This is a genomic window from Pseudomonas endophytica, assembly GCF_001411475.1.
GTDB classification, from domain to species: domain Bacteria; phylum Pseudomonadota; class Gammaproteobacteria; order Pseudomonadales; family Pseudomonadaceae; genus Aquipseudomonas; species Aquipseudomonas endophytica.
Genome location: NZ_LLWH01000029.1, coordinates 1 through 11,497, shown reverse-complemented (window position 1 = coordinate 11,497; position 11,497 = coordinate 1). Strand labels below are relative to the sequence as shown.

Annotated in this window: 8 protein-coding genes and 1 pseudogene; 3 read left to right on the top strand and 6 right to left on the bottom strand. The window is 56.3% G+C overall.

Going from position 1 to position 11,497, the window contains the following annotated elements; genetic code table 11:
• Nucleotides 1-149 precede the first annotated feature (149 nt).
• The 3 genes and pseudogenes from AQS70_RS03650 to AQS70_RS03640 all read right to left on the bottom strand — a co-directional run bounded on the left by AQS70_RS03650 (nucleotide 150) and on the right by AQS70_RS03640 (nucleotide 2,689).
• A complete protein-coding gene (locus tag AQS70_RS03650; protein ID WP_055101564.1) occupies nucleotides 150-317 on the bottom strand; it encodes a DUF2474 domain-containing protein in 168 nt (55 codons plus the stop codon).
• Nucleotides 318-375: 58 nt separating this feature from the next.
• Nucleotides 376-1,246, bottom strand: a pseudogene (locus AQS70_RS03645) (cytochrome d ubiquinol oxidase subunit II).
• A 3-nt stretch (nucleotides 1,247-1,249) separates the two neighbouring features.
• The gene (locus tag AQS70_RS03640; protein WP_055101563.1) at nucleotides 1,250-2,689 is read right to left on the bottom strand and encodes a cytochrome ubiquinol oxidase subunit I; all 1,440 of its coding nucleotides are present in this window, start codon (nucleotides 2,687-2,689) and stop codon (nucleotides 1,250-1,252) included.
• 402 nt (nucleotides 2,690-3,091) lie between these two features.
• Here AQS70_RS03640 and AQS70_RS03635 point away from each other — a divergent pair, with 402 nt between their 5' ends.
• On the top strand, nucleotides 3,092-4,309 hold the full coding sequence (locus tag AQS70_RS03635; RefSeq protein WP_055101562.1) for an MFS transporter: 1,218 nt from the start codon (nucleotides 3,092-3,094) through the stop codon (nucleotides 4,307-4,309).
• Between the two features lie 83 nt (nucleotides 4,310-4,392).
• Here the strand turns inward: AQS70_RS03635 and AQS70_RS03630 are convergent, their stop codons facing one another.
• Nucleotides 4,393-4,830 (bottom strand): DUF4879 domain-containing protein, encoded by a 438-nt coding sequence (locus AQS70_RS03630; RefSeq protein ID WP_055101561.1) that lies wholly within the window; start codon nucleotides 4,828-4,830, stop codon nucleotides 4,393-4,395.
• 210 nt (nucleotides 4,831-5,040) lie between these two features.
• On the opposite strand from AQS70_RS03630, the gene AQS70_RS03625 reads away from it, so the two are divergent.
• Nucleotides 5,041-6,336, top strand: coding sequence for an NCS2 family permease (locus AQS70_RS03625; RefSeq protein ID WP_055101560.1), 1,296 nt, complete (start codon nucleotides 5,041-5,043; stop codon nucleotides 6,334-6,336).
• Nucleotides 6,333-7,421, top strand: coding sequence for a tRNA (uridine(54)-C5)-methyltransferase TrmA (gene trmA / locus AQS70_RS03620; RefSeq protein WP_055101559.1), 1,089 nt, complete (start codon nucleotides 6,333-6,335; stop codon nucleotides 7,419-7,421). Before AQS70_RS03625 ends, trmA begins: the two co-directional genes overlap by 4 nt.
• Before the next feature lie 101 nt (nucleotides 7,422-7,522).
• Here the strand turns inward: trmA and AQS70_RS03615 are convergent, their stop codons facing one another.
• Both AQS70_RS03615 and AQS70_RS03610 read right to left on the bottom strand, forming a co-directional pair.
• The gene (locus tag AQS70_RS03615; protein WP_055101558.1) at nucleotides 7,523-10,300 is read right to left on the bottom strand and encodes a TonB-dependent receptor; all 2,778 of its coding nucleotides are present in this window, start codon (nucleotides 10,298-10,300) and stop codon (nucleotides 7,523-7,525) included.
• Between the two features lie 198 nt (nucleotides 10,301-10,498).
• A partial coding sequence (locus AQS70_RS03610; RefSeq protein WP_156354988.1) for a FecR family protein occupies nucleotides 10,499-11,497 on the bottom strand: 999 nt, incomplete at its 5' end.

The window sequence follows — 11,497 nt, the reverse complement described above, 5'->3', positions numbered from 1 at the left end:
TTGCGCTGTGTACTTGCTCATGTTGAAACCCCAAAAAGTTGGATATGTGTCCAACTTTTTGGGGGCAGTCCATTTTCGTAGGAGCTGGCGCAGCCTGCGATCTTTTAAACCCACAAGAAATCGCGAGGCACGCTCGCTCCGAAGGTAGATCAGTGGCTTTTCATGCCCGCTGCGGTCATAAACATGCGGATCAGCATGGCAAACAGCCCTAGGCTCGCCACACTGGCGGTCCAGATCAGCAACATCCAGCCAATGCGCTGCCACAAGGGTTTCTTCTCGCACTCTTGCACATCGTTTAAATAATCTTTGCCGGCCATGGTCAGGCACTCCTCTGTAGAAAAGGCTGCGCCCGTTGGGGCGCAGCGGCATTTACATCTAGTGGTAACCGTCTTCGTGGGTCACTTTGCCGCGGAACACGTAGTAGCTCCAATACGTGTAACCCAAGATGAACGGGATGATGAACAACGTACCCACCAGCATAAAGCCTTGGCTTTGCGGCGGTGCGGCAGCCTCCCAGATCGAAATCGACGGTGGGATGATGTTTGGCCACAAACTGATCCCCAAACCGCTGTAACCCAAGAAGATCAGCACCAAGGTCAACAGAAACGGCGTGTAATGCGCGTTGCGGGCAATCGCCTTGAACAAACCATACAGGGTGACCAGTACCAGAATCGGCACCGGCAAGAACCAGAACAGGTTAGGCAAAGTGAACCAGCGCTCGGCAATATCCGGGTGTGCCAACGGCGTCCACAGGCTGACAATACCCATCACCACCAGCAACGCCCCGGCCAATGGTCGGCCAAGATTATGCATGCGCGTTTGCAAAGGGCCTTCGGTTTTCATGATCAGCCAAGTGCAACCGAGCAAGGCATAAGCCACGATCAGCCCGAGCCCGCAGAACAAACTAAACGGTGACAACCAGTCCAACCCGCCACCAGCAAACTCACGGTTGACCACCGGGATACCCTCCGACCAGCATCAGGATCAGCGGCAGATACAGCGCCGACAGCACCACTGAGTAAGCCAGCGGAAACGCGCCAAACAACGCCGCACCGCCCAGTACCAGCCAAGTTTCATTGCCGTCCCAGACAGGCGCAACGGTGTTCATCATCACATCACGGTCTTTCTCGCCTTTGATAAAGGGGAAGAGAATACCGATCCCTAGGTCGAAGCCATCCATGACGACATACATCATGACCCCGAAGATAATGATGATTGCCCAGATAAGTGGCAGATCAATACCCATGACTCAGTTCCCCTTCTTCAGGCTGTCGCTGTAACCCTTATCGGTGCTTTCAACAGCAGCCGATAAAGGACGGGCAGGCGTACGATGTTGGCCAGGGCCACCGCTAGGTTGATCATCACCCTCGTGGGCAATCGGACCTTTGCGTACCAAGCGCAACATATAGCCAATACCGACCCCAAACAGCGAGAAGTACACCAGTACAAACAGAATTAGGGTGATGCTCATTTGCGTAAAGCTGTGATTAGACGAGGCGTCTGCGGTACGTAATAACCCGTAGACCACCCACGGTTGACGCCCCACCTCAGTGGTAAACCAGCCCGCCAAAATCGCAATCAACCCGGACGGCCCCATCCACAGCACAAGATGCAAGAACGAGCGATTTTCATACAGCGTGCCGCGTTTGCGCAGCCACAGGCTCCACAGACCGATAAAGATCATCAAGATGCCCAAGGCCACCATGATGCGGAACGTAAAGAACACGATGGTGGAGTTGGGGCGGTCCGCCGCCGGGAAGTCCTTCATCGCCGGGATTTGTTTATCCAAGCTATGGGTCAGGATCAAACTGCCCAAGTACGGCACTTGAATCTTGTAATCCGTGGTTTCGGTTTTCATGTTGGGAATGCCGAACAGGATCAGCGGTGAAGGCTGGCCGGGGACGTTTTCCCAGTGGCCTTCAATCGCGGCGATTTTGACCGGCTGATACTTCAGCGTGTTCAAACCGTGAGCGTCACCGATAAAGGCTTGAATCGGCGCAACCACCAAGGCCATCCACATGGCCATCGAGAACATCCGGCGAATGGCAGGCGTGTTGCGCCCTCGCAATAGATGCCAAGCGGCAGAAGCCCCGACAAAGAACGCGGTGGCCACAAAGGCTGCGGTGGCCATGTGCGCCAAGCGGTACGGGAACGAGGGGTTGAAGATCACCGCCAACCAATCAACCGGGATCACACGACCATCAATGATTTCGAAGCCCTGTGGGGTTTGCATCCAGCTGTTGGATGCCAAAATCCAGAAGGTCGACATGAGCGTACCGGCCGCCACCATGATGGTGGAGAAGAAGTGCATGCCGCGCCCGACACGGTTCCAACCAAAGAGCATGACGCCCAGAAAACCCGCCTCCAAAAAGAAGGCGGTGAGGACTTCGTACGTCAGCAGTGGCCCAGTAACCGCCCCTGCGAAGTCAGAGAAGCGCGACCAGTTAGTACCGAACTGATACGCCATGACCAGACCAGATACCACACCCATCCCAAAGTTGACTGCAAAGATCTTCGACCAAAAGTGGTACAGATCGCGGTAGGTATCGTCACGGGTTTTCAGCCACATACCTTCGAGCACCATGAGATAACTGGCAAGACCGATGGTGATGGCTGGAAACAGAATGTGGAACGAGACGGTAAACGCGAACTGAATTCGGGCGAGATCGAGGGCCTCCAAACCGAACATATGTCTTCCTCTATCAGGTATCAGGTTGTCAGGGCACTGGCAGGGCGCCGGTGCCCAACAGCCCCGCGTAATGGCCATTGCGAATCTGCTTTCGCTCGCTTAACCACTGCGTTAGGGGGTTGCAGCTGGGTGTTCATTCCAAGTTAAAGCCCTATGAGTTTTGACCTGGATCAAACATTGCTGAAAGAGTAGTCCATTCTTGGGAAGTGGCTAATGTGGTTGGTTGTCGCGTGACAGGTTGTCCCAGGCCTCGAAATAGACAGCCAAAACCAACACGTTTGAAGCTCAGAAACCAATCTTTGGGCGACTACACAGCTGTTTTAAGAATGGATACAGACGAGTCATTCTTTGTTACAGAAAAGTGATAATCTCGACCATCCCGACCTCTGCCACGACCAGTCAATGTCTAACCAACCCCTTCTGTTACGCCATCATCGGCCTTTTGTGGCCTTCTGGTTTGCCCGCATCTTCACCGCCAGCGCCTTTCAGATGCTGACCGTTGCCATTGGCTGGAACCTCTACCAGCTCACCGGTAACGTGATGGACTTGGGATGGGTGGGGCTGATCGAGTTCGCGCCACGGGTGCTGTTTATGTTGCACACCGGGCATGTGGCCGACCGCTATGATCGTCGCCGGGTGGCCGCACTCTGTCAGTCGCTGCAAGCGATGATTGCCCTGACGCTGGCAATTAGCAGCATCAACGGCCATATCACCCGTGAAATGATCTTCATCCTGGCCTTTTTATTGGGTGCCGCCCGCTCCTTCGAAATGCCCACCACTCAAGCCCTGTTGCCCTCGATTGTGCCCGTGGCGTTATTTCCTCGCGCCGTGGCAGCGGCGCAGGCCGCTCAGCAGTCGGCAACCATCGTTGCGCCGGCGTTTGGCGGTTTGCTGTATGCGTTTGGCAGCGTCTGGGTGTACGGCCCCAGCGTGGCGCTTTACCTGATTGCTGCACTGTTAATGAGCAACCTGCCAGCGCGTCAACTGGCGCTGAATAAAGGCAAAGCCACGATGGACTCGCTGCTGGCCGGGATTCGCTTTATCCGCAGCCGCCCGGACATCCTCGGCGCTATTTCGTTGGACCTGTTCGCCGTGTTGCTAGGCGGTGCGACCGCGCTGTTGCCGGTCTTTGCCAAAGACATTCTGCTCACCGGCCCGTGGGGCTTGGGCATGCTGCGCTCAGCGCCCGCGGTCGGCGCACTGCTGATGTCATTGTGGCTGGCGCGGTTCCCGTTTGAGCGCAAGGTGGGGCGCACCATGTTCACCGCCGTGGGTGTATTTGGGGTCGCGACCATTGCTTTCGGATTGTCGACCTCGTTTTGGTTTTCGATGGCGGTGTTGGTGGTACTGGGCGCCGCCGACATGATCAGCATGGTTATTCGCGCCTCCTTTGTGCAACTGGAAACCCCAGACGAAATGCGTGGCCGGGTCAGTGCCGTCAACGGGCTGTTTATCGGCGCATCCAATCAACTGGGTGAGTTTGAATCCGGGGTTACAGCCCACTGGCTGGGCACTGTACCTGCGGTGGTGTTGGGCGGGGTCGGCACGCTATTCATTGCTGGCCTGTGGATAAAGCTATTCCCAGGGTTGGCCAAACGCGACCGTTTGGTTGAAGACTAAAAACATTGACGCCCCCCCTGTAGGAGCTGCCGAGGGCTGCGATCTTTTAAAGATCAAAAGATCGCGAGGCAATCGAGCGCGACCTACCGTATATAAAGCTGCGCAGCCAGCCGGGTGAAGGGCGCCACCAGCGAAGTGTTACTGAACTGGAACCAGCCGCCCTGTTTGTTACCCAAATCGAAGGTGTAAAGGTAACCGACTGTGGTCCCTGAACCATCACAGGTCACTAATCCCTCACCTTTATTGCAAACCGGGGTGCGCCCACCGTTTACCGCTTGGCCATCAAACGTCCCCGTGGGCTGGCCGCCGTAGCCACGCTCTAGCACAAACACCTTGAGATGCGGGCCACCGTGGTGCGCTTTGGTCTGCTCGCGCCCATCCGACACATCCTCTACAGCACCAGTGCTAGACACCACTTTGAGGATTTCGATGTGGCTCAATGGCATCGCCGGTGCGGCGCTTAACCCGACGCTTATAAACAGACACGCGCAAGCGAATAAAGCGTTGATGGTGTGCGTCATGGAACCCCCTGATAACTGGCACGCAGTATGCCTGTCCCCTCCACGTTACAAAACATCGCGCCGTTCCGTCACCAAGGCAGCCAGACGTCCGAGCTGCTGGTATGATGCGCGGCTTTTTCCGACAGACAGAAAAACGTCAGGCCTTAGCCGTCTGTGCTTTGCTGTTGAAAACGATTTAATCACGGCGCCGGCGGCGCCATGGGGACTGGCATGCTGGAAAGGCTGTTTCAACTCAGAGCACATAACACCAATGTGCGAACCGAGATTCTTGCGGGTATCACCACCTTCCTGGCGATGGCCTACATCCTCTTCGTTAACCCGAGCATCCTCGGCGAAACCGGTATGGACAAAGGCGCGGTGTTTGTCGCGACCTGTCTGGCGGCCGCCATTGGCTCGGCGATCATGGGCATCATCGCCAACTACCCCATCGCACTGGCGCCGGGCATGGGGTTGAACGCCTTCTTCACCTACACCGTCGTGCTGCACTTGGGCCATACCTGGCAAGTGGCGCTGGGCGCGGTGTTTATTTCTGCGGTGTTGTTCTTCCTGTTGTCGATCTTTCGCATCCGCGAGTGGATCATCAACAGCATCCCGCTGCCACTGCGCTCGGCCATTGCCGCCGGTATTGGTCTGTTCTTGGCGCTGATCGCACTGGGTAACGCCGGTATCGTGGTGGCTAACCAAGCGACCCTGGTAGGCATGGGCGACCTGACTCAGCCAAAAGTGGTGCTGGCATCCTTGGGCTTTGCTCTGATTGTTGCCCTTGAAGCGCTGAGAATTCGCGGTGCGGTATTGATCGGCATTTTGGCAGTGACCGTGGCCTCTATCGCAATGGGTGTCACCGAATTTGGGGGCGTGGTGTCGATGCCGCCTTCGCTGGCCCCGACCTTCCTGCAACTGGACATCAAAGGCGCACTGGACATCGGTTTGGTCAGCGTGATTTTTGCCTTCCTGTTCGTTGACCTGTTCGACAACTCGGGCACCCTGATCGGCGTCGCCAAGCGCGCCGGTCTGATGGGCAAAGACGGGCACATGCCGAAAATGGGCCGCGCCCTGATCGCAGACAGCACCGCGGCCATGGCCGGTTCGCTGTTGGGCACCTCGACCACCACCAGCTACATCGAGTCGGCAGCCGGCGTAAGCGCTGGTGGCCGCACGGGCCTGACCGCCATCGTGGTCGGTGTCATGTTCTTGCTGGCCTTGTTCTTCTCGCCACTGGCAGCCAGCGTTCCGGCATTCGCTACTGCGCCCGCGCTGATGTTCGTCGCGGTCTTGATGATGAGCGGCCTGGCCGAAATCGAGTGGGACGACGTCACCGTTGCCGCCCCGGTGGTCATCACCGCGCTGGCCATGCCGTTCACCTATTCCATTGCCAACGGCATCGCCTTCGGCTTTATTTCCTGGACGGTGATCAAGTTGCTGACCGGCCGCGTTCGCGAGCTGAATGCACCGCTGATCATTCTGTCGATTCTCTTTGTGATCAAGCTGGGTTGGTTTAACGCATGAGTGCTTTGCCGTTTGATTCTGCTACCTACGCCCTAGAACTTGAGGCCAAGACCCAGCGACTGCGCGAGCTTTTAGCGCCGTTCGACGCGCCTGAGCCTCAGGTTTTTGATTCACCGCTGAAACACTTCCGCCTGCGCGCCGAATTCCGTCTGTGGCGAGAAGCCGGTGAGCGGCACTACGCGATGTTTGCTCAAGACGAAAAGCGCACGCCGATCCTGATCGAAGAGTTCCCGATTGCCAGCCAGCGCATCAATCAATTGATGCCGCAGCTCAAGGCGGCATGGCAAGCCAGCTCAGCGCTGAGCCATAAACTGTTCCAAGTGGAGTTCCAAACCACCTTGGCCGGTGATGCGATGGTCACATTGTGCTATCACCGCCCACTGGACGAGCACTGGCACACCGCCGCCGAACAGTTGGCCAAAGACCTTAACGTCAGCGTGATTGGCCGCTCCAAAGGCAAGCGTGTCGTGATTGGTCGCGATTATGTGGTCGAGAAGCTTGAGATTGCGGGCCGCACCTTCACTTATCAACAACCTGAAGGCGCATTCACCCAGCCAAACGGCACGGTCAATCAGAAGATGCTCAATTGGGCATACGAGGCATTGGGCGAGCGTTCCGATGATTTGCTGGAGCTGTACTGCGGCAACGGCAACTTCACCCTGCCGCTGGCAACCCGCGTGCGTAACGTGTTGGCCACTGAAATCAGCAAAACCTCAGTGAATGCCGCCTTGAACAACCTCAGCGATAACGCTGTGGATAACGTCAAGCTGGTGCGCCTGTCGGCCGAAGAACTGACCGAAGCCCTGAACGAAGTCCGCCCGTTCCGCCGTTTGCAAGGGATTGACCTGAAAAGCTACGCCTTTGGCAGTGTCTTCGTCGACCCGCCGCGCGCCGGCATGGACCGGGACACCTGTGAACTGACGCGACGCTTCGACAACATCCTGTACATCTCATGCAACCCGCTGACCCTGGCCGAGAACATCGCCCAACTGCACGACACGCATCGTATTGAGCGCTGCGCCGTGTTTGACCAGTTCCCGTGGACGCACCACATGGAATCGGGTGTGTTGTTGGTTCGCCGCTAACGCTTAGCGCTACTTGCCTGTGGTAAGAGCCGTTCGACGCTCGATTGCTCGCGATCTTTAAACCGTCAAAAGATCGCGAGCAAGCTCCTACTGATAGCGCCTTAAAACTTATATTCGAGCATGCCGCTTAGGGTTCGGCCGCGCGCCAAACTCAAGTTGTTGGCATCGCCCATCGCAACAAAGTAAGCCTCGTCAGTTGCGTTCTCCATGATCACTGAAATGTTTAAGTCATCGGTTGCCCAATAACTTGCGTACAGGTCATACACACGGTAAACCGGCCACAGCGCCTGATCGAGATTCGCATAGTTGTGAGTGTTGATGTCTTTGTCATTGCCTGGGCTATAACGCAAACGAACGCCTGTATCCAAACGTCGATCCAAGAAGCGCGCACCGAGGGTTAATGAGCCACGGTCGGCAGGCATATAAGCGGCGTTGCCCATCACCTTATCGCAGCCAACATCGTTGTTTCGTTTTTCATCGTCGAGCCATTCAGTCTCGCTGACCACACGAAGACCCTGTGTTCCATTCGGGCGGGTATAACGCTCCAGTGACGTTTTAAGGTTCTTCCCATACTTTTTTGCACCGCCCATGAAGTAGTCATTGCTGCAAAAATCGTTGCTGCCGATCATATGGGTGTAACTCAGGTTGGCGTAAGCGCGGCCCATATCATAATTAACTTGGTATTCAACGCCGCGAAAACGCGTGTCATTTAAGTTATTGACGTAGGCCAAGTCACCAAAATTACTGGTGGTGGTTTCCGGGATGTAAACGCCGTAACGCATAAACGAGAAGTTCTTGATCCGGTTATCAAAGTACGACACTTTCATGCCCAGACGGTCGTTATCAAAGAACAACGACTCTTTAAAGATATTGAAACCCACCTCCCAATCTTTGGACTCTTCAGGTTTAAGGAACGGGTTAGGAAAGACCCGCTCAGGGGCGTTGCCGCCATGGGGCCGCCCGGTCATAAACACTTCAGTCACCGCCGGTGGGCGCCAGCCTTTGCCCACGTGTGAGTACAGTTGCAGCCAGTCCACGCCAGGCTTGATGGCGATCCCAAAGGTCGGTGAAAACTGACCACTCTCATTGTCTACGTCGTATGTCCTCTCGACGCGATTGGACGGGTCAGTATTGATCACCGCAACACCGTTTTCATAACGCACTACGTTTTTCTCGTAGAGCGTCATGCCGGTTTTACCTTCCAGCCGATAACGGTCGTAACGCAGACCACCATTGAGGTTCAACCAACCGTTGTAGTCGTATTCCAGATGACTGAACAAACTGGCCATCGTGCGCTTGCCGGAAGGATCCGCCCCTTGCACATAAGGCAGGGTCTGCTCGTTGACAGCGGGCACTTTATTAGAGCTTGGCGAGAACTGATCCTGATACAGCTCAAGCCCATAGTTCAACGTTAATTGGCCGTAGGCATCAAAGTTGAACAGTGAAGTGTTTTGAACCTGTGCGCCCCACGTCTCGGTACGAAAGTGGTCGGTGTAGCCATCAAACGCGTTATTGGCGGTCGCGTTATGACGGGCGTTAGCACGATCCAGTTGGGTGTCCACGTAATACAGCTTGGCCTCGATATCAATCAGTTCATTGTCCGGGTTGAAGCTGTAATCCACCGCGAAGTTAGCGGTACTCAAGTTGTTTTTGCTGTGGCGTACATAGTCGTAGCCGCTCAAATCGTCTCGGCCGTAGGTCCATGAATCATTACTGTCGCTGTCGGTGTTCAAGTAAGTGAGTTGCACGCGCTGATCGTTGGGCAGGTTGAGCCCGAACTTGGCCATTTGCGAGCGCGTCACACTGCCTGCATCACCGACTTCATCGTTCAACCAACTTTTCCAAGCTTCGCGGTTGGTGTTCTTGAGACGAATTTGAGTGCCTAAATTACCGGCATTTTGACGACCACTTTTGTAGTTACCAAAGTGCCGCTCGCTAACCGCAAATAAGGCGTCACCCACCTCGTTGCCAAACGCAAATACTCCGCCTCCGTTGAAATAGGTGCCGTTGCCCATTTCACCGATACCGCTGCCCGCACGAATGCGCCCGCCGAACTCTTTGCCGTCTTTTAAAAAGTCACTGGCTTCGAGGGTTTTGAAGGTAGCGATACCGCCCATGACGCCTGCGCCGCCCATCATCGACTGCGAGCCCTTGTCGATTTCGATGCTGGAGACCATTTCCGGGTCGATCAGCATTACGCCGTTGCGATGCTGGTGGCCGTTAACGTTGAAGTTCTGGCGCATGCCATCAACGTTCATGTTGACCCGCCCGTAGTCTTGAAGGCCGCGAATGTTGACCGATAAGCCTGGGTCACGTTGATCCACCGCGGTGTACACACCTGGGGTTTCTTCCAGCATGTCTGCCGCGTGCCGCGGGGCGCGCTTGTTGATTTGCTCACGGGTGATGACCGCCACGGCGTCGGGGGTTTGATACACCCAGTCCGCACTGTTGCCATTGCCTTCGCTGGCGGTGACCGACGTAGTGCCCAGCGCCAGCGCGCCTTGCGCCTCGCCACTGACGCGGGTCAGGGTCACTTGGCGCTCGCCGGTGAAGCGGTACTCCACCGGGTTGCCGCCCAATAGACGAGCCAACCCCTCTTGCGCACTGAAGTCGCCATTCAGTGCAATGGACCTCAGCCCTTGTAGCCTTTGGCTATCGAACAGCACTTGCAACCCGGCCTGCTCGGCAAACACCAGCACTGCCTTGTCCAGCGGCTGCGCCGGGATGTGGAAGGCGGTGAATGCTTGCTGATGACTGATGTTGGCTTTTTCAGCAGCGTGTACCGGTGCTTGCACCGCTAACACGGCCAAGATTGCGACATGCACAGCCAAGGCTAACCGACTGACGGGCTGTGCCCCTTTGCGCTGACTAACGACCATTGTTGTTTTCCCCAGACGTGCAAATTTGTTATGAGAATGAATCTCACTAGCAAGACGTACTCACGAGGAAAACTCAGTAACGCTTTTTGCGAATAATTTTCAAAAAGAACAAAATCGCAGCAGCAGGTCAATACGATGAGCTGCGATCTTTTGATCTTTTAAAGATCGCTAGCAAGCTCGCTCCTACCGATTTCAGACTTAATAAATCAGGCTGACGCCGGCCAGTTCGAGGTGTTTTACCTGCAATTCTTGGGTCAGGGTTTGCAAGGCGTTGTCGAGCATTTCGAGGCGAAAGACGCCGCTGACTTGTCGCTGCGCCAACGCTGAGTTGGCCAGTACGATCTGCCCAGACCGATAGCGGTTGAGTTGCTCGATCACGTGGGCCAACGGCTGGCGATCAAACACTAAAACGCCGCGTCGCCAGCTGGTGGCCGCGCTCAAATCAAAATCAGGCAGGGGCTCCACGCCATTCAGCGTGCTGTAACGCGCACTTTGCCCCTCTTGCAGGATTTTGCGAACAGGCCCGTGCATGGGCGGTTTTTTTAGGCTAACGGCCACGCTGTGTTGCAACACCCCAACCCACGCTTGATCGCTGCTTTGGCGGCCCACCACAAACTGCGTGCCTAGAGCCTTGGTTTGCCCACCGGCACTTTGCACCACAAACGGCCTGACCTCAGCCTCGCCCATCGGTGCGACATCAAATACCGCCGAGCCTGCGAGCAAGCTGATGCGGCGTTCGTAAGTGTCGTAGTCGATGCGAATGGCACTTGACGCATCCAGCTCCACCGAGCTGCCATCGTCGAGCTGGACCGTGCGTATTTCACCTGCGCCCGTGCGGTAGTCGGCCTGCATGTTGATCAGCACCGTCGGCCCGCTGAGCCAACCCACCGCTAAGACCAGTGACAGCACCGCGGCACGCCCCACCCAATGCAACGTTCGTCTGCGACGACTAACCACACTAGGCCGGGGAGCTTCCACGCGCTGGCGGCGCGGGGCAGGTTGGGCGATTTCGGGGTCCAGCGCCAACGCCCCCATCGCCGCCCAGGTTTGCTCGGCGAACTGCAATGCCGGGGAGTGACGCGCATCAGCGGCTAACCACTCATCGAGTTGCGTCTGTGCCACGGCGTCCAAATCACCCGCGTGCAGGCGCACCGCCCATTCTGCGGCCGTCCGCGTGCTGCCCTGCTGTTCGGGGCC

Bases quoted from the DNA above. Each gene is read 5' to 3' on its own strand.
- AQS70_RS03635 (WP_055101562.1), top strand. From the start codon at position 3,092: ATGTCTAACCAACCCCTTCTGTTACGCCATCATCGGCCTTTTGTGGCC.
- trmA (WP_055101559.1), top strand. From the start codon at position 6,333: ATGAGTGCTTTGCCGTTTGATTCTGCTACCTACGCCCTAGAACTTGAG.
- AQS70_RS03650 (WP_055101564.1), bottom strand. From the start codon at position 317: ATGGCCGGCAAAGATTATTTAAACGATGTGCAAGAGTGCGAGAAGAAA.
- AQS70_RS03640 (WP_055101563.1), bottom strand. From the start codon at position 2,689: ATGTTCGGTTTGGAGGCCCTCGATCTCGCCCGAATTCAGTTCGCGTTT.
- AQS70_RS03625 (WP_055101560.1), top strand. From the start codon at position 5,041: ATGCTGGAAAGGCTGTTTCAACTCAGAGCACATAACACCAATGTGCGA.
- AQS70_RS03615 (WP_055101558.1), bottom strand. From the start codon at position 10,300: ATGGTCGTTAGTCAGCGCAAAGGGGCACAGCCCGTCAGTCGGTTAGCC.
- AQS70_RS03630 (WP_055101561.1), bottom strand. From the start codon at position 4,830: ATGACGCACACCATCAACGCTTTATTCGCTTGCGCGTGTCTGTTTATA.